General features: G+C 53.8%; 24 protein-coding genes and 1 tRNA gene. 14 read left to right on the top strand and 11 right to left on the bottom strand.

What is annotated here, in order from left to right; genetic code table 11:
* Positions 1-19 precede the first annotated feature (19 nt).
* A complete protein-coding gene (gene glpK, locus HYS22_06195; protein ID MBI1909742.1) occupies positions 20-1,498 on the bottom strand; it encodes a glycerol kinase GlpK in 1,479 nt (492 codons plus the stop codon).
* Positions 1,495-2,256, bottom strand: coding sequence for an alpha/beta fold hydrolase (locus HYS22_06190; GenBank protein ID MBI1909741.1), 762 nt, complete (start codon positions 2,254-2,256; stop codon positions 1,495-1,497). The genes glpK and HYS22_06190 overlap by 4 nt, the downstream gene beginning before the upstream one ends.
* Before the next feature lie 68 nt (positions 2,257-2,324).
* Between HYS22_06190 and HYS22_06185 the strand changes: the two genes are divergently transcribed.
* From HYS22_06185 to HYS22_06165, 5 genes are all read left to right on the top strand, one after another.
* Positions 2,325-3,302 carry a polyprenyl synthetase family protein gene (locus HYS22_06185; protein MBI1909740.1) on the top strand — a complete coding sequence of 326 codons (978 nt, stop codon included), beginning with the start codon at positions 2,325-2,327 and terminating at the stop codon, positions 3,300-3,302.
* Between the two features lie 269 nt (positions 3,303-3,571).
* Positions 3,572-3,766 (top strand): hypothetical protein, encoded by a 195-nt coding sequence (locus HYS22_06180; GenBank protein MBI1909739.1) that lies wholly within the window; start codon positions 3,572-3,574, stop codon positions 3,764-3,766.
* Between the two features lies 1 nt (position 3,767).
* Positions 3,768-3,917, top strand: a complete 150-nt coding sequence (locus HYS22_06175) for a hypothetical protein (GenBank protein ID MBI1909738.1) — start codon at positions 3,768-3,770, stop codon at positions 3,915-3,917.
* Positions 3,918-4,032: 115 nt separating this feature from the next.
* Positions 4,033-4,251 (top strand): hypothetical protein, encoded by a 219-nt coding sequence (locus tag HYS22_06170; protein ID MBI1909737.1) that lies wholly within the window; start codon positions 4,033-4,035, stop codon positions 4,249-4,251.
* A complete protein-coding gene (locus tag HYS22_06165; GenBank protein ID MBI1909736.1) occupies positions 4,238-4,645 on the top strand; it encodes a PIN domain nuclease in 408 nt (135 codons plus the stop codon). The genes HYS22_06170 and HYS22_06165 overlap by 14 nt, the downstream gene beginning before the upstream one ends.
* On the opposite strand, the gene HYS22_06160 is transcribed toward HYS22_06165, so the two are convergent.
* The gene (locus tag HYS22_06160) at positions 4,642-8,868 is read right to left on the bottom strand and encodes a hypothetical protein (GenBank protein ID MBI1909735.1); all 4,227 of its coding nucleotides are present in this window, start codon (positions 8,866-8,868) and stop codon (positions 4,642-4,644) included. The genes HYS22_06165 and HYS22_06160 overlap by 4 nt on opposite strands.
* Positions 8,869-8,941: 73 nt before the next feature.
* Positions 8,942-9,352 carry a YjbQ family protein gene (locus HYS22_06155; protein MBI1909734.1) on the bottom strand — a complete coding sequence of 137 codons (411 nt, stop codon included), beginning with the start codon at positions 9,350-9,352 and terminating at the stop codon, positions 8,942-8,944.
* A gap of 82 nt (positions 9,353-9,434) precedes the next feature.
* Here HYS22_06155 and HYS22_06150 point away from each other — a divergent pair, with 82 nt between their 5' ends.
* Entirely contained in the window at positions 9,435-10,352 is a 918-nt protein-coding gene (locus HYS22_06150) for a cation transporter (protein MBI1909733.1), read from the top strand.
* Between the two features lie 77 nt (positions 10,353-10,429).
* Here HYS22_06150 and HYS22_06145 read toward each other — a convergent pair whose 3' ends face one another.
* The 5 genes from HYS22_06145 to groES all read right to left on the bottom strand — a co-directional run bounded on the left by HYS22_06145 (position 10,430) and on the right by groES (position 16,414).
* Positions 10,430-11,806, bottom strand: coding sequence for an MBL fold metallo-hydrolase (locus HYS22_06145; protein ID MBI1909732.1), 1,377 nt, complete (start codon positions 11,804-11,806; stop codon positions 10,430-10,432).
* 39 nt (positions 11,807-11,845) lie between these two features.
* Positions 11,846-12,505 carry an endonuclease III gene (locus tag HYS22_06140; GenBank protein MBI1909731.1) on the bottom strand — a complete coding sequence of 220 codons (660 nt, stop codon included), beginning with the start codon at positions 12,503-12,505 and terminating at the stop codon, positions 11,846-11,848.
* Positions 12,506-12,530: 25 nt separating this feature from the next.
* Positions 12,531-14,330 (bottom strand): hypothetical protein, encoded by a 1,800-nt coding sequence (locus HYS22_06135; protein ID MBI1909730.1) that lies wholly within the window; start codon positions 14,328-14,330, stop codon positions 12,531-12,533.
* A 130-nt stretch (positions 14,331-14,460) separates the two neighbouring features.
* Entirely contained in the window at positions 14,461-16,083 is a 1,623-nt protein-coding gene (groL, locus tag HYS22_06130) for a chaperonin GroEL (GenBank protein ID MBI1909729.1), read from the bottom strand.
* 28 nt (positions 16,084-16,111) lie between these two features.
* Complete coding sequence (gene groES / locus HYS22_06125) at positions 16,112-16,414, bottom strand: co-chaperone GroES (protein ID MBI1909728.1); 303 nt, start codon at positions 16,412-16,414, stop codon at positions 16,112-16,114.
* 169 nt (positions 16,415-16,583) lie between these two features.
* Here groES and gap point away from each other — a divergent pair, with 169 nt between their 5' ends.
* From gap to HYS22_06090, 7 genes are all read left to right on the top strand, one after another.
* Complete coding sequence (gene gap / locus HYS22_06120) at positions 16,584-17,594, top strand: type I glyceraldehyde-3-phosphate dehydrogenase (protein MBI1909727.1); 1,011 nt, start codon at positions 16,584-16,586, stop codon at positions 17,592-17,594.
* 7 nt (positions 17,595-17,601) lie between these two features.
* Positions 17,602-18,801 carry a phosphoglycerate kinase gene (locus HYS22_06115; protein ID MBI1909726.1) on the top strand — a complete coding sequence of 400 codons (1,200 nt, stop codon included), beginning with the start codon at positions 17,602-17,604 and terminating at the stop codon, positions 18,799-18,801.
* Positions 18,802-19,548, top strand: coding sequence for a triose-phosphate isomerase (locus HYS22_06110; GenBank protein MBI1909725.1), 747 nt, complete (start codon positions 18,802-18,804; stop codon positions 19,546-19,548).
* 6 nt (positions 19,549-19,554) lie between these two features.
* Entirely contained in the window at positions 19,555-19,845 is a 291-nt protein-coding gene (secG, locus tag HYS22_06105; GenBank protein ID MBI1909724.1) for a preprotein translocase subunit SecG, read from the top strand.
* A gap of 53 nt (positions 19,846-19,898) precedes the next feature.
* Positions 19,899-19,982 (top strand) — tRNA-Leu (locus HYS22_06100).
* Between the two features lie 105 nt (positions 19,983-20,087).
* The gene (locus HYS22_06095) at positions 20,088-20,447 is read left to right on the top strand and encodes a four helix bundle protein (GenBank protein ID MBI1909723.1); all 360 of its coding nucleotides are present in this window, start codon (positions 20,088-20,090) and stop codon (positions 20,445-20,447) included.
* Positions 20,444-20,950, top strand: coding sequence for an N-acetyltransferase (locus tag HYS22_06090; GenBank protein MBI1909722.1), 507 nt, complete (start codon positions 20,444-20,446; stop codon positions 20,948-20,950). The genes HYS22_06095 and HYS22_06090 overlap by 4 nt, the downstream gene beginning before the upstream one ends.
* 55 nt (positions 20,951-21,005) lie before the next feature.
* On the opposite strand, the gene HYS22_06085 is transcribed toward HYS22_06090, so the two are convergent.
* Positions 21,006-21,152, bottom strand: coding sequence for a hypothetical protein (locus HYS22_06085; protein MBI1909721.1), 147 nt, complete (start codon positions 21,150-21,152; stop codon positions 21,006-21,008).
* Positions 21,153-21,172: 20 nt separating this feature from the next.
* Here HYS22_06085 and HYS22_06080 point away from each other — a divergent pair, with 20 nt between their 5' ends.
* Positions 21,173-22,423 (top strand): methyltransferase domain-containing protein, encoded by a 1,251-nt coding sequence (locus HYS22_06080; GenBank protein MBI1909720.1) that lies wholly within the window; start codon positions 21,173-21,175, stop codon positions 22,421-22,423.
* A gap of 44 nt (positions 22,424-22,467) precedes the next feature.
* On the opposite strand, the gene HYS22_06075 is transcribed toward HYS22_06080, so the two are convergent.
* Complete coding sequence (locus tag HYS22_06075) at positions 22,468-23,427, bottom strand: RluA family pseudouridine synthase (protein MBI1909719.1); 960 nt, start codon at positions 23,425-23,427, stop codon at positions 22,468-22,470.
* Between the last annotated feature and the right edge of the window lie 54 nt (positions 23,428-23,481).

Raw genomic sequence — 23,481 nt, 5'->3', positions numbered from 1 at the left:
GGCGATTCACGAATCGTCCCTACACCTTTTTAACCGTCTCCTGCCAACGGGCAAGGTGCCGGGCCACCTCTCTTTTATCCATCTGCGGCCGGAACCGGCGGTCTTCTTTCCAGCCGATCTCCAGGTCTTCCATATCCTTCCAAAAACCGACTCCCAGCCCCGCCAGGAAGGCGGCCCCCAAGGCTGTCGTTTCCACCATCCGTGGCCGGATGATTTCAACCCCTAAGAGGTCCGCCTGAAATTGCATTAAAAGATTGTTCGCCGAGGCCCCGCCATCGACCTTGAGGAGTTTTAGTTTTTTACCAAGGTCCGACGACATCGCCTTGAGGATGTCGTGTTGCAGAAAGGCAATCCCCTCAAGGACGGCGCGGGCAATATGTTTGGCGGTCGTCCCACGGGTGATGCCGTTAATCAATCCTTGCGCCTCCGGCCGCCAATACGGTGCCCCCAAACCAACCAGGGCCGGCACGAAGGTCACCCCGCCGCTATCCGGGACCTGAGAGGCGAGATCCTCAATCTCGGCCGACTCCTTAATAATCTTCAGGCCATCCCGGAGCCACTGAACCGCTGCCCCGGCGACAAAGGCGGAACCTTCCAGGGCATAAACAACATCCTCCCCCAGCTTCCAGGCCACCGTTGTCAACATTCCGCTCCTGGAGGAAATGATTCTCGAGCCGGTATTCATGACCAGAAAGGAACCGGTGCCATAGGTACATTTGACCTCCCCCGCATTGAAACAGGCCTGGCCGAAGAGTGCCGCCTGCTGGTCCCCTGCCATGCCGGCAATCGGGATCCCATCCGGTAACCCTTCAACCCCCCTGGTTTGACCATAAACCTCCGAACAGGAAACAATTTTTGGGAGAATCTTTTCCGGGATGGAAAGAATTTTTAAGAGGTCTGGATCCCAGGAAACCTCCGCCAGATCCATGAGCAAGGTTCGGGAGGCATTGGAGGCGTCCGTCACATGGACCCGGCCACCGGTCAACCGATAGACCAGATAGCAATCGACCGTCCCGAAGGCGAGACTCCCTTGCACCGCCTTCTCCCTGGCCCCCTCAATATTGTCCAGAAGCCATTTTATCTTTGTTCCTGAAAAATAGGGGTCTAACAGGAGCCCAGTCTTTTTCTGAAATTTTTTTTCAAGCCCCCTCTTTTTCAAGGCCTGGCAGATCGGGGCGGTTCGCCGGTCCTGCCAGACGATCGCCCGGGCGATTGTCTCCCCCAGATTCCGGTCCCAGAGGATCGTCGTCTCCCTCTGGTTCGTGATCCCGATCGCGGCGACCCGGTTGGCAGAAATTCCGGTTTCCTGCAGAAGCTCCTTGAGGGTGCGAAGGACGGTCTCCCAGATCTCGTTTGGGTCATGCTCCACCCAGCCTGTCTGTGGGTAGTACTGGGTGATCTCGTTCGTCTTTTTCCCCACAATCTGGAGGTCATGGTTGATGAGGAGGAGCGTTGTGCCGGTGGTCCCCTGATCGATCGCAAGAACGAGGTCTTTCATCTCTCTCTCCCTTTGGGTGAATCCTCCTTGTGACTGAGCGACTTGAAAAATTCAACCATTTTCCGGACAACCACCTCTTTTTCGTAATCCATCGAGATAATATGGCCCGACCGCTCCAAGATCAAGAACTCCTTTTGGGCCGGGATCTTTTCACGGAAAAACCGATTCGTCTTGCCGGAAATAAGCGGGTCTTTCCGGGAATAGATCACCTGAAGAGGCGTTTTGAATCCCCCCAGTGCCGGGCGGAGCTGGTCCTGAAGTTCACGGATGCTGACAATCGCCCGGATCGGCATTTTCGGGTGGCTCCATTGGCGGAATTGCCTCAACCCCTCGGGATCTTCAAGGCTCGCCTGCCCAAACTTGGGCTGAAACCGGTAAACTTCACGGACCGGTGTCTTCCAGATCACTGGCAGGAGAAATCGGGCCAGAAAACTGTCGAGATAAAGCGGAGTGGCGAGACAGGTTACCCCACGGATCGCCGGCCCAACATCCAGGGCCAGCTTCAAAGAGAGCAACCCCCCCAACGATTGGCCGGCCACAAAAATGGGGGAATACCGTCCCACCATCTCCCGATAGGCCACACGGACCGACTCATACCACTCCGGCCACCCACTCTCCTCATACCCCTGCCAGTCTCCCCCATGACCGGCAAGGGCCGGGGTCACCGTGAAAAAACCGGCCTCTTCCAGAGATTTTTTGAGAAACCCCATGACGGGGGGGGTAGCGGTAAAACCATGGATGAGTAAACAGGCCGGCATGAGAGGGGGAACTAACATCATTGATTCTCTTTGACAACTCCCCCATCACAGGGCTATCCAAAACCCCCATGATGGAACTCGCCCCAATTGCCCTCCCTGTCCGGGAAGAGCTGGAAAAGGTTGAAGAGCTGATGCAACTGAAGCTCCATTCCAGCGTCCCTTTTGTCCGGCATGTCACCGAATATGTCCTCAAAAACGGGGGAAAAAGGCTCCGGCCGCTCTTAACCCTCCTCTCTGCCCGAATTGCCGGTTCCCAGGGGGAGGCGGCGATCCAATCTGGTGCCGCCCTGGAGTTCATGCATACCGCCTCACTCCTTCATGACGATGTCATCGATAACGCCGAACTCCGCCGCGGCAAGGTCTCGACTAATGCCCGGTGGGGAAATCAGGTCAGTGTCCTCGTTGGGGATTTTTTCTACTGCCGGGCCTGTGATATCCTGGTCTCCCTCAAAAATCTCCAGATCCTGAAACTGGTGACCGATGCGATGATCGAAACCACCGAGGGGGAGGTCCTGGAGATCGCGAAGAGCAACAGCATGGATGTCAACGAAGAGGATTATTTGCAGATTGTCACCCATAAAACCGCCGTTCTGATCGCTACCGCCTGTCAGGTCGGGGCGATCCTTGGCAATATCTCTGAAGAATTCTCCGTCGCCCTGAGGAATTACGGGCTCTCTCTCGGAATCGCCTTCCAACTGGCCGATGACGTCCTCGACTACTTGAGCGAACAGGATAAATTCGGGAAACTGAAAGGAACCGACCTCCGCGAGGGAAAATTGACCCTGCCCCTGATTATCGCCCTCAAAAAGGCGCGGTCTGAAGAGGTCCGGATTATCAAAGATGCCCTGATCGCCCGGGAAGTGGGGGAAGGGCATTTAAAGGAGATTGTGAGTATTATCCAAAAATATGACGGGATCAGTTACACCCTGAACCTGGCCAAACGGTACGTCGAACGGGCCAAGGGGGAACTGGTCCTCTTTAAGCCTTCCATTGAAAAAGAGGCGCTGACGGCGCTGGCCAATTACGTCATCGACCGGAACCGGTAGCACCGGAGCCGGTAGCAAAATCGAACCGACGGTTCGAAAATCGAACTGTTCCCCCTAAAAAAACCAGGGAGGGGAGAAGTCTCTCGAACTGCCGGCGGTCCTTTTTGCCCCACAGCCGCAAAAAGTCCGCCTGCGCTCTCGACCCTCATGATTCTAAGGCTGCACGGTGATGAGGGTCTGCGAGAGCCACTTCTCAAGACCCCTCCCCTCCCTGGTTTTTTCCATTTGGCACGCCTCTTGCTTAGCAACCTTTTACAAAGGAGGTTTCTATGGAAGAGACAAATCTCAAAGATGTCTACACGATTACCGAGCGGGGTAGCGAGGAGAAAAACCTCTGGACCCGGATCGGGATCGGGTTTGTCAACAAGGACAACTCGATCAATGTCGTGCTGGATGCGATCCCGGTCAATGGCCGGATCCATATCCGTGACCGGCAAAATAAAACAAAGAAAGGAGGAGACTAAGATGAAGCTCTATCAGAAACTGACGATCTTCGCGGTTCTGGCTTCCCTCTTGGCAGGAACAGGCCCTGCCATGGCCAAGAGGAAAAAGAAGGTGAAGGAAGCCAAACCGAAACATCATCTCAAGGTCACCAACCCCGCCAAGGGGGAGTGAAGTTGAGGGTAGTTCGCTCAAGGGGAAAACGATCAGCCGGGGCTCTAGGCCCCGGCTGATCTCCTCCCCAAAGTTAACTATTGACGGATGTGTATATAAACTATAATATATACACATGGCTAAAATGAGACGAAAACAATTTATCTTGCCGCAGGACAAGTTGAACCAGGTCAAAAAGATCCTCAAGGCCAAGACGGATACCGAGGCGGTGGTCCTTTCTCTTGAAACCGTTTTGAGGCAGAAGAAACTTGAAAGCTTTGCCCGTTTAGGGGGAAAGGTTCATTTTACTCTCACACTCAAGGAACTTGAAAGGATGCGGCGTGATTCTGATTGATTCATCCTCATGGATTCATTTTCTTAATCAATCCGATCTTATCACGGCCGAGATTATCAGTGAACTCCTTCAGGCAGACCAAGTGGTAACCTGTGGGCCAGTTATTACTGAGGTCCTTTCAGGTGCTGAGAGGAACACTGAATACAAAGTATTAAAAGAACACTTCTCTGTCCTGCCTTTTCTCTCTCTAGAAAAAGAGGATTTCTTCGAAGCAGCATTGCTCAGAGGGTATCTCAGAAAAAAAGGGGTTGAAGCTAAAACAGTGGACAGTCTCATTGCGCAGTTATCAATGAGGACAAAGATGCCCCTGTTTCATCATGACTCAGATTTTAACCATATTGCGAGGCATACTGATCTAAAGATTCAGAAAGGTTCTCTGGGGTCCCCTCTCTAGGGGACAATCGCCCGGACAGGGAGTGGTTCTCGAGCCCCTCTTTCACCAAACCGCTCACGACCCTCTCGACCTCCCGCTTCGCCAGGAATCCCTGAGGCAGGGACTGGACCAAGGAGTCTCATTCCCCTCACAACGGCCCGTTCAAAAACCGCCGGTGTCATCGCAGCGTCAGACCCGCTCGCCACCAACACCGCCGCCAGGTCACGAGCGAGAAGGCCAACCTCGAGAGAACCGTTATCTACCATTGCCAAGCCACCGCGAACAGCGGCAAATTTATCGGCAGAAACACCATAGGCGGCCAAGAGTTCACCCCTTGTCGCCGGACCTCCAAGAGTCAATACCCTGAGTCGTTGACGAACCTCTGGTGACTCAGCAGCCAGCCCATCCCAGAGCGTGGCCCAAGCGGCAACATCATAGCTCACATTCGATTCATCGGGACCGATAGAACTAGCCGAAGCGGCCGGAGTTGCTGGCCCGCCTTGACTCGCAGGCGAGGCAGGGGCCACCGGTGCCGCTGAACCCCCTGCCGCAGTCGGGGTGGAAGGGGAACCAGGGCCATAGGGTGGATCCTGAAGAATGGCGAGCAAACCCCTCGCCCTCTCAAGATCAAATGCGCAGTCTGCCAACTCCTGATCCAGACCGGCAAGACCACTCGGGAAACCTCTGAAGAGATCTCTATCCCCCTTTTCGAGGAGCGGACGAACCCTTCGGAGCACCGCCACGTGACGATCCAAAGCGGCAATAAATTCTCGGAGGTGGCCATCCAAGGCGCCCCTTCCCTCAACAGAGACGAGCAGTTTCTCCCGGTGTTCTCTGATAAGGACACGAAGATCAGAGACGAGATCCCAGCCTGCTTTATCCCTCTGGTTTTCAAAAAACCGCTGTTCTTCGACAGGAACTCCTCCCGCTAACCGTCCTTCCAGATAACTGAGGCGACGTCGATCCCAAAAAATATTATCCGATAAACGAGCATAAGACCTTGTCTCCACAACCGGTCTTTGATCCATACGCGTCACCAACAAAGAGGGTGTTGTCCTTGCCTCTCCTCGGAGCAGAGCAACGGTATCCCTCTGACGATCCACCGAATAGGCGACAGAAAGGACGAGGCTCGCCAAGGCTGTATCAGGATTGGTCTGCGCTTCTTGAAGAAGATCCGTTAAGAAGGCGCGGCTTAATTCGAATTCCCTGGTGGCATAGGCCACGTTAGAATCGTCTGTCCTCGGCAACTCTACCCGCTGGGCCAGTTCTTCGATCTCTCTCAAGACCTTGGTTACCAGGGCGGAAGAATCCCCTCCCCCTCTAGCCACCAGCCGTCTCACAGCGGCAACAACGGAGGCACCAAAAAATGGGGTCGGCTCAAACCCCCGCTCACCGATCTCTCCCCCTCCTTCATAATCCTCAGGACGTTCAGGACCTCCAAAAGAAGGAGGGACGTAAGGTTGTAGGTAGGCATCCCCGGCCGGTGCCGCCGGTTCGCGGCTTTCCGGAAATTCTGACACAGGGCCATCCCCCGCCGGCGGGTTACCGGCTGTTTGCGCAACGACACTAGTTCCAACAAGGCTTGCGGCAACTGTTCCGACCGACATATCTCCTCCTTTTAAATCTGTTCCTGTGGCGGCATTATCGGCTCCTCCCAGTAATGGTTGCGTCCTTTCTGCATCTCCCGCAGGAGCGGCAGAAACCGGTTCGGCCAACGTCCTGTCCAAAAGGTCCAGGTCCCGTTCCATCTCAGTCATCATCCGCTCACCAACCGGTTCTTCACCGACAGCCCCGGAACTCCCCGCCACCGAGGGGAATTGGTGGGCCCCCCGCATCAGCTCGGCAAGATTCGTATAAAGACGATAAATCACCGCATGGATGGTGCCACTCACAGAACGGTAACGGCCTCTCGCGGCAATCATCAACCCCAAATGGGCCCGGAGTGATTCAAAGCGGGCAATGAGTTCAGGGGAAAGATCAATCAAAAGGGCCGCCGCAACGACCTCTCCCCAAGCCTGGTCAAGGTTTGACAAAAGCGTTGTCACCTCTTCCCAGGTATAGACCGTCTGTGGCTCGGGGCCGGGCCTTTGATCCAAGACCCTCCTTTCAATCAAGGCCCGGATCGCCTCCAGCCTTTCACGAACCACCGCCAGGATATCTGGCCGAACTCTCGTCGGGTTCCCAAGTCCCTCTTGAGGCGGGATCTGGTCCAGGAGTGAGAGAAGTGCCGCCGCCGCCCGGACCTGTACCCGGAGTCCCTGCCAGGTCTCCTCCGGGGTGTGTTCCATCGTGGTTATATCCCCATAGATGGCGGTCGCCGCGGTGTTGTACCGCTCAATCACGATCCGCAAAAGCATCGGGAGGGTTTCCAAATCATTGAGGGTCGCCCCGTAATAATCGAGCGTCACCTGCAGATAATCAGCCACGTCCGGATAGGCGGTGAGATACCGCTGGACAAGCCCCCGGACATCCAGACCATCTTGCTTCCTTTGAAGGGCCAAAAAGTGGTTCACCACCCGGTCAATCGCGGCGGCTTTGGCTCGAACCGCTTCCGGCCAAACCTCTCGGTGATCCCAGTAGAATCTCTGTAAACGGCGCATCGCCACCTGCCGGAACAGCGCCCGCCGCTCTCCCAACTGGGCGCGAACTCTTTTTTCCTCCTCGTGTAAATCCCCTTGGGTGGACCACCCTTCGGGAAAGAGCGGCCCCTCTCCCATCACCGCCACAGCGGCATGGTCCCCCACCAGGGCAAGGTCCCCAACCACCCCCCTTAATTCCACGAGAACCGCCGGGAGTTGTTCAAAACCATTCCTGACCTGTTCCGGATTTTCTGAAACGAGATTGACGAGTATGTTCGCAACATGGTGAAGAACTCTGAAAAAACGATTTCTGTCTCCATTCGTGGCATCCGAGATGTTATAGACAGAAAGCCCGTAAAAAATGATCTCCGCCTCGTTCGCCAGATCAAAGAGGAGGTGTTCTATCTCATCCAATCTCTCGACAAGCCTCGAGGGCTCCAGCCGACTCGTCTCGGATGTATTGGCCAAATAATATCGCGTATGGTCCACCCGTTGCATCATCTCACGAAGGAGGCGTCCAAATCCCTGTGGATCATAATGGGGAAGACGATCCAGAGGCGCCCGATCCGGGTGGGCTTCATAAAACATCGCGCCCGCCGTCTCCAGGTCGATTCCCCCACTCGCCACCTCCTGAAAGATCTGGGCCACCCCTTCCCAAAACTGTGTTCGCTGGGTAATCGCTTGACGAAAGCAGGCATTTCTCCCAGATCCATCATGAAGGGTTAGCGGAAACTCCGGTTCATACGGTCTTTCGAGGAGGAAGCGGGCCACGGCGGCGGTCACTTCCATCGCGGCCAGTCGGCGTTCCCCAGTGTCCGTCAAGAAGATCTCATGCTGACGACCGGGAAAGACGACATGATGGCGATACCCGCCAAAGTGATCCCTCAAATCGGCCAGTGACCGGTCATTGATGGCCGACCGGTCATCTCCTGCCAGGATAAAGAGCGCCGGGGTCTCCACCGGCCTTGCCGGCCAGGAATAGATATTGGCTGGAATCGGTTTCCCCAGGCGTTCCCAGGCGGCGGCATGTTCCTGAGTGATCTCGAACGCGGGGACCACCGCCACAAAACTAGAGACAGCGGCCGGGGACTCCTCCAAATAACGCCTGGCAATCACCGCACTGGAACTGCAGGTCACCAGGTGGATCCTTCTCCCCGGATTCTCGCCCCTCACCCGATCCAGAAAGCGGGAGAGTGTCCCGGTATGATAATCAATATCGAGGGAGAAGGGAGGGATATAGGTGTAGGTGGAAAAGCCGGCGCCGGTAAGCGTTTGAATCAAGATATGTGTGGAGAGATCGGTATGAGAATCCGGTCCTGTCAGATAGACGACAATATCTCCCGCCGAGGACGACAGCGGTGAAAACCGGAAGTATCCCCTTTGCATCCCGGCCCCATCTTCAAAAATCGCCTCCTCCACGGCCGGCGCGGCGGGGATTATTTCCCCCGTGGGACCCACCAGTAAGGCGCCGGTCCCAGAGGGAATAACAGGAGGAGCATCCTCAAGAGTCACCTCAACCCCGTCCGGCACCGGCAAAAAATGGTCTCCCGGCGAGGGGGGATCGGGGGAGAGTTCGACAAAACCCGAAGGATCGTTATCGCCATCCTCAACGGATGGAGGGGAACCAGTCGGGGCTTTAGGATCGATAGAACCGGGACCAGCCATGCCTGGAATATCGGCTTGAAGCAACTTTAAGTTGCTGTTAATTTTTCTAGAAATTTCCTACGATTACAGCTGGTTATTCACCCAACGCCTTCATGACGACCCGTTTTTTGCGCTGGCCGTCGAATTCGGCATAGAAGATCTGCTCCCAGGGGCCCAAGTCCAGTTTTCCCTTGGTGATCGGCAGGGTGACCTGGTGATGGGTCAGGGTTCTTTTGAGGTGGGCATCGGCGTTATCCTCGCCGGTTTGGTGATGGAGGTAGTCCCCGGCGGGGGCCAGTTCTTCGAGCCATTTCATTAAATCCTTCTTTAACCCCCCCTCTTCATCATTGACCCAGATCCCGGCGGTAATATGCATCGCCGAGACGAGACAGAGCCCCTCCTGGACCTCTGATTTTTTGACGAAATGCCCGATCTCCTCCGTAATATTGATCAGTTCCTTTTTGTTCTTGGTCTGGAACCAGAGGTATTCCGTTTGACAACGCATGACGGGACAAGACTTAAGACTTTTGAAAAGTTGCGTCAAGGGGTGATTGCCAATCGGCCCAAAACAGGCTAGAGGTCTTCCTGTGCAACATCCGTTGACACCGGAAGGGAGAAAGAAAAAAGCGGTCCTCTTTTCCGTCGGGGTCTCCGTGGCCCTTTTTATTTTAAAGCTGGCCGTTGGGGTGGCCAGCCATTCCCTCGCCCTGATCGCCTCGGCCCTCGATTCGCTCCTGGATCTCTTCAGTTCACTGGTCAACTACCTCTCGATACGGATCGCCGACAAACCGGCCGATGAAGACCACCCCTTTGGGCATGGCAAGGCGGAAGGGTTGGCTGGCCTCTTCCAATCCTTATTTATCTTTGCCTCGGCAGGGGCGCTGATCTACGCCGCTACCCAAAGGATGCTTCATGATGAACAATTAAGCCAGATCCCGCTCGGGATCGGGATGATGGTTTTTTCGATCGTGGTGAGCCTGATCCTTGTCCGATACCTCCGGAAGACAGCGGCAAAAACGGAATCTCTCACCCTGAAGGCGGACGCCCTTCACTACGCGACCGACATCTTTACCAACACCGGCATTATTGTCGCACTGGTCCTGATCCAGCAGACCGGATGGACACTCATTGACCCGATAGTGAGCCTCGGGCTCACCCTTTCTATCCTTTGGGGAGCCGGTCGTCTGGCCAAAGAGGCCTTGGATGAGTTGATGGACAAGGCGCTCCCGTACCACTACCGGGAAGAGGTGAATACCATTATTCGAGGCTACCAACCCCACATTACCGACTACCACGATTTTCGTTCCCGCCGCTCCGGATCACGGAAGCTGATTGAATTCCATATCGATGTCGACCGGGCCAAGAGTTTTGAAGAGGCCCATGAATTGACAGAATCGCTCCGGCTTGCCATCGAAAACCGGATCCCAAACTCCCACGTCACGATCCACTACGACCCGGCCGGGTATGAAGACAGAAGGGCAACGATAGAACAACGATTAAAATAAAACAGGCCCAAAGGGCCGTTGAGGGGGAGGCTCCATCCGGCTCGGCCGGTGGAGGGGGCGACGCGAGCCCCTGTTACTTACAAATCAAACGACTCACCGTATTTGGGGATAGTCGTTTTCCAACCGAATTTGGTTTTTATTTTCTGCTGAAGACTCTCCGCCGCCTCTTTCTCGCCATGGACAATATAGGTCATCCGCGGCGGTTTTTCAAAGTTGGCAAGCCAGGTGAGGATTTCGCGATAGTCCGCGTGGGCCGAGAGGCTGTCGATATGTTCGATGCGGGCATGGACGGGGATCGTCTCTCCGTGAATCTTGACCGCCGCCGCCCCCCCAATCAGGGCACGGCCGCGCGTCCCTTCCGCCTGAAAACCGACGAAGACGACCGTATTTCTGGCCTGAGGCAGTTTTTGCTTCAGGTGGTGCAGGATCCGCCCCCCCTCCGCCATCCCGGAACCGGAGATGATAATTACCGGCGAATTCAGACTGCCAAGCCTTTTGGACTCCGATGATTCATGAACGAAATGGAGATTCCCGCACTCCAGGGGGTTCGTCGCATGATCGGTCAGTAATCGCGGGCTGATCTTGTGCCCCTCCGGGTATTTACGAAAGATTTCTGTCGCATCAATGGTCAAAGGACTGTTCACATAAATCGGCAGGTCCGGGATTTTCCCCTTTTCCTTCAGTTGGCGGAGGAGGTAAATCACCTCCTGGGCCCTTTCGACGGCAAACGAAGGGATGAGGATTGTCCCTCCTCTGGCCGCAGTCGAATTCACAATCTCCTGAAACCGGTCCCGTACATCATCATCGGAATGTTCCCTGTTCCCGTAGGTTGATTCAATGACCAGATAATCGGCCTTCAGGATTTTGGCCGGCTTGATCATAAACGGAGAATGGGGACGGCCAAGATCACCAGTAAAGAGAACCCTCTTCTTGCCGTACTGGAACCGAAGCTCCACCAGAGAGGCGCCCAGGATATGACCGGCCGGATGAAAGGTTGCCTCGACTTCTTCGTTCACCAGAAAATTCTTTTCCATCGGCCAGGTCTCAAAAAACCGCAAAGAGGCCCGCGCCTCTTCCTCCGTATAGAGAGGAAGGGCCGGATGGTGTTTTGAAAAACCCTGTTTGTTGGCATACCGGGCATCTTCTTCATGAAGGTGTCCCGAATCCGGCAAAAGGATAGAACAAAGTTCCGCGGTCGCCTCCGTCGTCAGGACCTTTCCGTGAAACCCATGCTTCACGAGGAGGGGGATATAACCGCTGTGATCAATATGGGCATGGGTCAGGAAGACCGCCTTGACAGAAGCCGGATCAAAAGGGGGGGGGTCCCAATTCTTGACCCGGAGCTCCTTGGACCCCTGAAAAAGGCCACAATCAATCAAAAAATTGTTTTTGTTTTCGATCAGGAATTTGGAACCGGTGACTGTCTCTGCGGCGCCGTAGAATGTCAATTTCATCAGGATCTAAAAGTATTGTGGATCATCGCACCTCAAAGGTCAACGTGATCTTTTCACCCCGATCCGGGGACAGTGACTCTCAACAGGGCATTTGGAACACCAGGGAGAGGTCGGGTGACAGAGGTTCTGACCAAACGTGACAAGAATATCGTTGTAAGTTTTCCAATACCTTTTGGGCAACTGCCGGCGCAGGACCATTTCTGTTTCCTCCGGTGTTTTTGTCCTCACATACCCCCAGCGATTGCTGATCCGGTGGACGTGCGTGTCCACACAGATGCCGTAGTCATCGTAGCCAACCGTTATGACGAGGTTTGCCGTTTTCCGGCCCACACCGGGTAGGGCCAACAATTCTTCCATCTTCCTCGGAACCCGGCCCCCATGCCTTTGGATGAGGAGACGGCAAACCTCAATGATGTTTTTGGCCTTCGTGCGATAAAAACCGGCCGGGTAGATTAATTTCCGAATCTTTCCCCTCGAAAGCCGAACCATCTCCTGCGGTGTCTTGGCCTGATCAAACAGCCGAAGGCTGGCCTGTTCGGTCACGGCATCTTTTGTCCGGAGGGAAATGATCGTGCTGATCAGGACATGAAAGGCCCTATCTCCGGGACGCTCCGCCATCACCCCGACCACCGGAATCTTCCACTGCGGAAGAACCGCCTCCAATTTTTTTAAGACCAACCCGATCGTTCTGTTGTCCATGTAAAGGAATTTCTTGGATGCGGCACTAGAATTCGACAGCGATGGTTCCGCGAAGACCGAAGGCCCAGTTGGCCCCATCAAACGGGATGGTGTTGACGGCGGAGAGGTTGCCGGGATCAAAGACGTTCACATCGACATCATAGGCCGAACCGGGGAGGAGAAAACCGGTATCCAGCCGGGCCAGAAGGAAATCAAAGAACCGTCCCTCAAGGCTCGAATCTACTTCAATCCCATACCACCGCTTGCTGTTGGTCACCCTGGGGAGCCCCTGAATCCCGGTAATTTCGGAAAAATCGATGTTAAAGTTGGACTGGTGGGTCCAGCCAGTAATAACCTTGACACCGGCCTTCACATCCCGGCTCTTGGGGATCAGGCTCTGGATATTCAGGTGATGTTTGTAACCCAGGGCGGTGTAAATGGTATTATTGATGAAATTGCCGGTCACCGGGACTCCCCCCACCAGCAGGCGGCTCCCCTGGCCGTTGCCGTTGGCCTGGGTGATGGATGGCGAACGCCCCAAGGGGACATGAAACATCAACAGCCCCAACTGATAGTCCGGTCTAAAACCAAACTGGGTGATCTTGCTGGAGAGCGGGTCTGAATCGCCTGAGGCGAAACCACTCTGGAGCAGGAATTCGCCAAAATCGTAATTCGCCTCCGCCTCCATCGCCGCCATATGGACCTGAAATTTGTTTTGATCCGCAAGTTCATACGGCCCGAGGGCATTGGCCGGAAGATTATTAAAGGGAACGGCATCAATCGCGAGGCCTGTGGAGAGCTTGCCACCCAGGTAAACGTACTCCAGCTGGATCTTGTAGTGCCTCAAGAATTTTAGCTTGGTGTAGATATCGGCAAAATAGAGAAAGGTGTTCCCGTCATGACCTGCCGGGAGGGGATCGGTCAGCTGGGAATTCCCGCTCGCATCCAGATCGGGGATCCCGTTGTTGTCGGCATCCAGGACCCGACGCGCCGTTGTCGTCGTATCCCCTTCCTTCCCGTTGCGATAGCGGATCCCGGAAAAGGTCCCGAGTGAAAAGGCGGCGTTTTCCCCCTCTTTTTCATACATGAGGATCCCGGCGAACTGCCGCATATCCTCTGTCACCCCACGGATCGCCCCCCCAAGACCGCTGATCCTCGGATCTCGCTGATTGGCAAAGGTGATATCAGCCACTGTGCCAAAACTGAACGTCCCCGCCTTTTCGGTATCCAGGGCGGCCAGATAAAGGATCCGGTCAAAGGTATCGCCAAAGTCATCCTCAATCCCGTTGCCATCATTCTGAAAGATCCCAAGCCCCCAATGGGAGGGCTGACGTCCAAAACGAAAAACCCCCATCGGGGTCAAGAGATTAACCCAGGCCCTGCGGATATGAAGAACCTTGTTCTCCCCCGCCTCCCCCCCCACGACCCCCAAGGCCCCTCCGGAACCGGGGAGTTGGACGGTCCCGACAATCGGAGAGACAAAATCGAGCTGTTTGGTCTTCTCCGTCCCAAAGATGAGATTATCGACAATATCCATCTGCATATGAAAGGAGATGTTGTCATTGACCTTGAGCATCGGTTCCACACGAAGCCGATGTTGGTTGAAGAGGATACTGCCGAAACAGTCGTTGTCCCCCGGTTGACCAGCCTGTGAGGCATCCGGTTTGCATGGTTTATCCCCTAAGCCGGGTTGAGCGACACCACTATTGGGTTGTTGGGTATCCAGGTCGTGAAAGGTAACGGTCCGGTTCCGGTAATAGCCGTGGGCGGAAAAATCAACCGCGAAGAGCGGCGCCGGGGAGCAAAAGAGAAAAGCGGCGGCGACGGCCGACCCAGGGTGCTTCACCCAAGGGCGATTCGCCCAATGGAAACGACTCACGTGAATGGTTCCTTCCTTTTCCTAAAAGACAAAAGCCCCGCGCGCCGCATCCCTTCTAGCGCGTCGGGGCTTTTGAAGTCAATTGAATTATAGGAGCTTACATCATCCCGCCGCCCGGAGGCATTGGGGGCATCTTCTCCTTTAACTCCGGCTTTTCGGCAACCATCGCCTCCGTTGTCAGGAGGAGAGAGGCCACCGAGGCCGCGTTCTGAAGAGCGCAACGGGCGACCTTGGCGGGATCAATGATCCCGGCCTTCAACAGGTCTTCGAAACGGCCGGCCTCGGCATTGTAACCATAGGCCGCCTGCCCTTTCTTGACCTCCTCCACAACAATGGCCCCTTCCAGGCCGCCATTTTGTGCGATCCAACGGAGAGGTTCCTCAATCGCCTTCTTCACAATATTCACCCCGAACTGCTCCTCCGGGGAGATTTTCAATTTATCAAGAACCTGCAAGCAACGGATCAACGCCACACCACCGCCCGGGACGATTCCTTCCTCCACGGCGGCACGGGTAGCATGGAGGGCATCCTCCACACGGGCCTTCTTTTCCTTCATCTCCGTCTCGGTCGCAGCCCCCACATTGATGACGGCTACACCACCGACCAGCTTGGCGAGTCTCTCCTGCAGTTTCTCCTTGTCGTAATCAGAGGTGGTTTCCTCGACCTGGGCTCGGATCTGTTTCACACGCCCCTCAATGTCGGCCTTCTTGCCGGCCCCATCAATGATCGTGGTGTTGTCCTTGTCGATCGTGATCCTCTTCGCACGGCCCAAGTCCTTGAGCTCCACCGCCTCCAGTTTGAGACCCAGCTCCTCGGCAAGACACTTCCCGCCGGTTAAGGTCGCAATATCATCCAACATCGCTTTGCGACGATCCCCAAAACCAGGGGCCTTGACAGCGGCGCACTGCAAGGTACCACGGAGCTTGTTCACAACCAGCGTTGCCAGCGCCTCTCCCTCAACATCCTCAGCAACAATCAGGAGGGGACGACCGGAACGGGCTACCGCCTCTAATACCGGCAGAAGCTCCTTCATGGCACTAATTTTCTTTTCATTAATCAAAATATAAGGATCCTCGAGGACGACTTCCATCCTTTCCGGATCGGTCACAAAATAGGGAGAAAGGTAACCACGGTCAAATTGCATCCCTTCCACCACGTCAAGGGTGGTCTCCATCGACTTGGCCTCTTCCACCGTGATGACCCCTTCCTTGCCAACCTTGTCCATCGCCTCGGCAATGATATTCCCTATTTTTTCATCATTGTTTGCGGAGATGGTACCCACCTGGGCGATTTCCTTTCGGTCCTTGGTCGGCTTCGCAATCGCCTTCAGTTCCGTCGTCACCGCCTCAACCGCCCTTTCAATCCCGCGCTTCACCGCCATCGGGTTGTGACCGGCAGAAACAATCTTCGCCCCTTCGCGAAAGATCGCCTGGGCCAGAACAGTCGCCGTCGTGGTTCCGTCACCAGCCACATCGGAGGTCTTGGAGGCCACCTCCTTCACCATCTGGGCCCCCATGTTTTCGAATTTGTCCTCGAGCTCAATCTCCTTCGCCACCGTGACCCCGTCTTTGGTGATGGTCGGAGAGCCGAACGATTTTTCCAGGATAACGTTTCGTCCCTTTGGACCAAGGGTTACCTTGACGGCATCCGCCAGTTTGTTGACCCCCTTCAGGATCGACTCGCGGGCCTTCTGATCATAGATGATATCTTTTGCTGACATAGGTAGTGCCTCCTTAAATAATGTTAATTTATTCGACGATTCCTAAAATATCGTCTTCCTTCAAAATAAGATGTTCCTCCCCTTCAATCTTGACCTCAGCTCCGGAGTACTTGGAAAAAAGGATCTTATCCCCAACCTTGACATCCAGCGGAGAGATTTTACCATCTTCCAAGACCTTCCCCTTGCCGACCGCAATCACTTTCCCTTCTTGCGGCTTCTCCTTGGCAGAATCAGGGATAATGATACCCCCCTTGGTTTTTTCCTCCTCTTCCAGTCTCTTCACCAGGACCCTGTCTTGCAACGGACGGATCTTTAGTTTCTTCTCGGCCATAACTCCCTCCTTTTAAATTTAAGGTTGCTCTTAAATGACCTTTCAACAGCCTCTTTTAGACTTCTTCAAAGGCGGGGGGAATATAGTGATTCTTTTCCCCTTGTCAAGGGGGCCCTTGGCAAAATCACCATTGACGGAGGGGTTCAAAGCTGTATACTTTCGCCCCGCCATGAAAACCCGCGTTGGAATCAATGGGTTGGGACGCATCGGGAAAGGGATCCTCCGCGCCTGGGTGGAGGGCTCTTTTGACGATTTTGACATTGTGATGATCAATGACAAGATCGACCCGGCCGGTTTTGCCCACCTCCTCAAATATGATTCGATTCATGGGCGTCTTCATGCCGATCTCAAGGGGGAGGATGGTCATCTTTCGATTAATGGGAAGAGGATCCGGCTTGTCTCGCACCAGGAACCCTCCGAAATTCCGTGGAGGGAGGAAAATGTCGACCTTGTCCTGGAGTGTACGGGGAAATTTACCGCTCGCCCGGCGGCGGCAAAACACCTCGTGCAAGGTGTCAAGAAGGTTATCATCTCCGCCCCCGGTAGAGAAGCCGATGCCACCTTGCTGGTCGGGGTGAATGAGAAGACTTACGACCCGGCCAAACACCAGATTATTTCCAACGCCTCTTGCACCACAAACTGTCTTGCCCCTGTGGTCAAGATTTTGCATGAAAACTTTAAAATCCGCCGCGGTTTTATGACAACGATCCACTCCTACACCAACGACCAGAAAATTCTGGACAAGTATCACAAAGATCTCCGCCGGGCCCGCGCCGGTGCCTTGAGCCAGATCCCGACAACCACTGGCGCGGCTAAGTCGATCGGGGTTGTCCTTCCGGAGCTCAAGGGAAAACTGGATGGCATTTCAATCCGTGTGCCGACTCCCAATGTTTCATTGATCGATCTGGTTTGCGAAGTGGAACAAGAGGCCTCAATTCCCGCGGTGAACCGGGCCTTTGAGGTTGCCGGCGGAGGTCCCCTGAAAGGAATACTTTCCTGTTGCTACGAGCCGCTGGTCTCCATCGATTTCAACGGAAACACCGAGTCGGCGATCATTGACATGCTCTCCACCAATGTTCTGGAAAAGCACCTGGTCAAGGTGCTGGCCTGGTATGATAACGAAATCGGTTTTTCCTACCGGATGGTGGATCTGATCAAGATTGTTTCCAAGCATCTTTAAAAAACCGATGTCACTCAAATTCATCGACCAATTTGACCTGAAGGAAAAACGGGTCTTCCTCCGTGTCGATTTCAACGTGGCCCGCAATGATCAAGGTGACATTACCGACGACACCCGGATCCGGGAGTCGCTCCCGACTATTCGTTACGCCCTGGAAAACAAGGGGCGTGTTATTCTCGCCTCCCATCTGGGACGCCCCAAGGGAGGATTTCATGCCGAAGACAGTCTTGTTCGGATCGGTGAACGCCTCTCGGAACTCCTGGGGCAGGATCTCCTCTTCCCGGAAGATTGTGTCGGGGATGCGGTCCGGAAGTTGGTCTACGAGTTAAAAGAAGGACAGGTTCTTTTGCTTGAGAACCTCCGTTTTCATGAAGAAGAGGAAAAAAATGATCCGGCCTTCGCCAAATCGTTGGCCCTCCTGGGTGATATCTATATCAATGACGCCTTCGGCACCTGTCACCGGGCCCATGCCTCGACCGTCGGGATGGTCTCCCATTTCAAGGAGAAAGGAGCCGGATTTTTGGTCAAAACAGAGCTTGAATTTTTGGGAAAACTACTGGGCAAGGGTGATTCACCCAAACCGGCAAAACCGTTTGTTGTCGTCCTCGGCGGCGCCAAGGTTTCCGATAAAATCGGCGTGATCGAGAATCTTTTGGGCAAGGTGGACGCCCTCCTGATCGGCGGGGGGATGAGTTACACCTTTCTCGCCGCGGAAGGGGTTGAGGTGGGGGCTTCTCTCAAGGAAGAGGAGAAGGTCCACCTGGCCAGCAGGATCCTGGAGAGGGCCAAGACCCGAGGGATCAGGATTTATTTGCCGACAGACCATCGGGTCGCCGCTGAAGCCAGGGAAGGATCTCCGGTGGAGACAACCTTGTCTGCCAACATTCGGAAGGGGATGAAGGGGCTGGATATCGGACCGAAGACACTGGATAATTTCTGCAAGATCCTCCGTGAGGCAAAGACCATTTTTTGGAACGGACCGATGGGGATGTTTGAACTTCCCTCATTTGCCAAGGGGACCCTCACCATCGCCAGGGAGATCGCCGATTCCGGGGCGATTTCCGTAACCGGTGGTGGTGATTCACTGGCGGCCGTCAAGATGGCGGGTGTTGAATCAAAGATCACCCATCTCTCCACGGGGGGTGGGGCCACCCTGGAATTCCTGGAAGGAAAAGAACTCCCGGGGATCAAGGCCTTGGAGGACTAAATGACAAATCTCATTGTGGCGAACTGGAAGATGCATGGGACGATCGGTGATACGCTGAAGCGTCTCACCGAATTCCGTTTTAAACTGGCAGAGACCACCGGTCTTGAGATCGTTTTTGCCCTCCCCTTTACCACCCTCTATTCGGCGCATATCGCCCTCCAGGAAACCGATTTCAAGACCGCCGGTCAAGACCTCTATTGGGAACTGGAGGGGGCCTATACCGGGGAGATTGCCGGTTCCTTCCTGAAAGAGGCCGGTTGTCAGTACGTCCTCATCGCCCACTCCGAAAGGCGCCGCCTCTTCGGGGAAACCGACGAAACCGCCAACAAAAAGGTGAGAGCCGCGCTGATGCAGGAGTTGATCCCGATCCTCTGTATCGGCGAGACCGTGGAGGAAAGGAACGCCGGCCAGGCGATGGAGGTCCTTGAACGCCAGCTCAAACGGGCCTTGCAGGAAATTGCGATGACCGACCTCAAACATTTTGTGATCGCTTATGAACCGGTCTGGGCGATCGGAACCGGGAACAACGCCACGGTGGAACAGGTGGGAGAGGTCCACAGTTTTATCCGCAATACCCTCGCCAAGATTTACGATGCCCCAACAGCGGATCAGGTAAGAATTATCTATGGCGGTAGTGTCAAACCGGACAATGCAAAAGAACTTTTGAGGGTGAAAAACGTCGAAGGACTGCTGGTGGGTGGGGCGAGTCTCGTTGTTGACCAATTTATAAAAATCTGTCAGAGGTAGTCTACCATGGAAACCTTAATCACTGTCATTCATTTTATCGTTTGCATCCTTCTTATCACCGTTGTTCTTTTACAAGCTGGCAAGGGGGCCGATATGGGGGCCACCTTCGGCGCCGGTGGTTCGCAGGCGATGTTCGGGCCACGCGGGGCGGCAACATTACTTTCCAAAATCACGACGGTCTCCGCGATTGTCTTTCTGGTCACTTCGATTCTCTTGGCCCAGATGGCGAAACCAACCACCTCCAAATCGGTGCTGGATGATAACGTCCCACCCCCGGAAACCCAGCCTTCGAAATAGTTCTCTCTTGCACCGGACCACACATTCTTTTATAAGGCTCCGTACTGTAGATTGCCCGGGTGGCGGAATTGGTAGACGCACCAGCTTGAGGGGCTGACGGTAGCAATACCATGCAGGTTCGAGTCCTGTCCCGGGCACAGAAAATTTGGCGCAGACAAATTTTCCACGAAGAACGAAAAACGTCAACGAACTACGCCAAATTTCGTTCACGTTCTTCGTAATTCGTTTTTCGGAAAAAACTTATGAATGATCAGTTTGCGTTTGAAGGCTTGGATGTTTATAAAAGAGCTTTCAGTTTCTCCAAAAAGATTCTGACAATTACCAAAGAGATCAAAAACCAGTACAGTTGGTGCGATCAGCTCAATAGAGCTGCCACAAGCATCACTCTCAACCTTGCCGAGGGTTCTGGTCGTTGGCATGCAAAAGACAAAGCAAATTTTTACTACATTGCCCGAGGATCTGCTTTTGAATGTGTCCCGCTCATTGAACTGGGATTCGAACTGGGCTTGATAGTTGGGAACCAGAAGACTGAGTTACGAGACGATCTTCAAGCGATTTGTCAAATGTTGACGAAATTAGTGCAAAGTTTGAGGAATCAATGAATGCAAGTCAAATCAACATTCGTCCACTGGGCCAATCTGATTGGCCTATAGTGGCAGAGATTTATCTTGAAGGTATAAAAACCTGTCACGCCACATTTGAACAGGAAGTATCCACATGGGAAATATGGGATAAGGGTCATTTGAAAAAATGTCGGTTGGTTGCTGAAAAAGAGGGGCAAATTACGGGGTGGGCGGCACTCAGCCCTGTTTCGGAAAGGTGCGTTTATGCCGGTGTTTGTGAAGTGAGTGTTTACGTTGCAACTGTAGTACGAGGCAAAGGCATCGGCCATCTTTTGCTGAATGCTCTGATTGGAGCATCTGAAATAGAAGGTATTTGGACAATTCAGGCAGGAATTTTTCCAGAGAATAAAACAAGTCTGGCCTTGCACAAAGCTTGCGGCTTTCGAGAAATAGGAATCCGAGAAAAAATAGGTAAGATGGACGGATGTTGGCGAGATGTTGTCCTACTTGAACGTCGAAGCAAAACAATCGGCATCTGCTGAAGGCGACTTAGCACACTCATTTTTAAATTGTTCGGTCAGGCACACATTTATTGAATCACGTTAGCAGAGCGATTTTTCCTCTAGTCTGCCAGAAGGCGATCAGTGCAATCACACCGTTCCCCAAGATACCATTTATGAAATAGCTGTAGAGGGCTATGAGGAGAAAAACGGTGCCGATCGAACAAAGAACCCGAAATAACATAAAGTGTGCTATAGCTATTGGTGAGGGCCGATAATGTCAAAAATAAACTCTTTCTAAAAATGGTCTCTCTCGACAAAATCATTCAAGATTTTCTGATCGAACGCTACTACTTCCCGGCCAAGGGGAAGAGGCCTCCCTCTTTTCCTTACGGTTTTTTTGAAAAAGGGGTCGCTGAGCTCAGCCTGTCGTTCACCAGCGACAGGGGATCGCTCACCAAAAACTATTTTAATCAGAAAGAACTGCGTTCCGGCTACATCGCCTATTTTCTTTTGGTGAACGCCCTCAAGATCCCGCCGCTCCTTCGTCAGGCCCCAGCCGACAGTTGGCCAGACACAAAAGAACCGATCAAAATTTTGGACCTTGGGAGCGGGCCGGGCACCGGGCTTCTAGGGAGTCTTCTGTTTTTTACAAAAGCCTCCATTCACTATACCGCGGTCGATCAGAATAGCGCCATTTTGGAAGAGGCACGGCTCCTTCACCAAAAACTTTCACCCCATTTTCCCCTCCCCTCCAAGTTCCGTAGTGTCAAAACCGATCTCGAAAGAGAACCCCTGCCCGCTTTTCTGCACCACGACCGGTATGACTTGATCTTGATGGTCAATACCTTGAATGAGATATTCCATCCGGAGAAACGCCGGAACATGCTGATCCGGCTCCTCAATCATCACCTCACCCCCCAAGGAAAGATTCTTATTGTAGAACCGGCCCTCCGAAAGACAACACTCGAATTGATGGAACTCCACGATGCCCTCCTCAGTAGTGAGAACCCTCAAAATATCCCGATAACCATTGCCCCCTGCACACACCAGCGGCTCTGCCCGATGCTCAAAGAAAATCGGCGCGATTGGTGCCATACCTACATTGAATGGGAACCGACAGAGATGATCGAGGAGTTTGACCAGAGGATTGGCATTCGAAAGGATTATTTAAAATGCTCGTATTTGATTCTAGCAGGATCAGACAGGGACGGGTGGCGAGGGTCGGGCGCCCGGCCGAGCGGAACGGGTGAGCACGGCTGGGCGGAACCCGAGACAGGACCCGTCCCAAGTTGGCGTGTTGTTTCTTCGCTGATGAGATCCAACGGCAAATCGGAGGTTGTCTTGTGCGGGGAGGAGTCGGCAAAATCCGGTCAGCTCCTCCACACCGAAAGACTTGATCGCGATCGTTCTCCAATGAATACGCCATTCGATCGTCTTAAAAGGGGTTATATTGTTGAGATGGAGGCGATCAAAAGGGTCGAGAAAGAGACACCCCTAAAAATTATCAGCTAGCGCCCCTGGGTGACACACCATTGTGTGGCTCACCCTTGGGTGAATCACCCCTGGGCGAATCGCCCTTGGGTGGACCACCCTTCGCGCAGGCGATCGATAAGCCGTCGAAAATCACGGGGAGGTTCAGAAATTAACTCTATTTTTTTGCCGGTCACCGGATGACGGAAACAGAGGGTGTTGGCATGGAGCGCCTGACGCTTGAAAGACGACCCATCACGAGAAGCGGTCGATCCGTAGATCCGGTCCCCCAGGATCGGATGCCGGATTGCTGCCAACTGGACACGAATCTGATGGGTCCGACCGGTCTTGATCGAAATCTCCAAAAGTGTTGCCTTCCCGTAACGCTCTAAAACGGTATAGGTGGTGACCGCCCTCTTCCCCTTTCCCTTCGGAACCAGTTTTATCTTTTTACCACCGGGAAGATTGGCCTGAGCGAGGTACCCCTCCAAAACTTTTTTCTCCCCCTCTACCCTCCCCTCCACAAGGGCCAAATATTTTCTCACCACCGTTCGTTTTTTAAACTGCTCCGTAATCTTGTTCGCCTCTTTGGTCTTGGTATAAATAAGAAGTCCGGAGGTGTCGGTATCCAGACGATGAACCAGTCCGACATAGTGGGCCGGAAGATGGGGGTGGGTCTTTTTTAAATACTGATTGACCATCGCCACCATGGAGGGGCGCCAGGCAACCGGCGATTTTTCACAAGGGATCCCGGCATCTTTTTCCACAATGAGAAGGTCCGAGTCCTCATAAGCGACCTTCAAAAATTGGGGCTTGGTCTGGGAAGGATCTTCCTCGGACCTTTCTGAAAAAACCTGAAGTTTATCACCCTGATTGACCTCCCAGGAGGCGATCACCACCTTGTGACCGTTGATAAAAATCTTCCCACGGTCCAGGAGCGCCTTGACCCTTTTTCTGGAAAGGGAGAGTTTCTGGACAAGGTACCGGTCCAGTCTTTGATCGGCCTCGGAGGCAGAAATCCTAAATATTTCAGGTGGGTTAGCCATAACCGCCGGTGGGTAAGAGAACCTATTTAAGCCGGTTTGGCAAGAGGTGAGGAG

Source organism: Deltaproteobacteria bacterium (assembly GCA_016177765.1).
In the GTDB taxonomy this organism is placed as follows: Bacteria; UBA10199; UBA10199; order JACPAL01; family JACOUP01; genus JACOUP01.
Note: the sequence above shows the minus strand (reverse complement) of the source record. Positions and strands in the feature narration are given on the sequence as shown.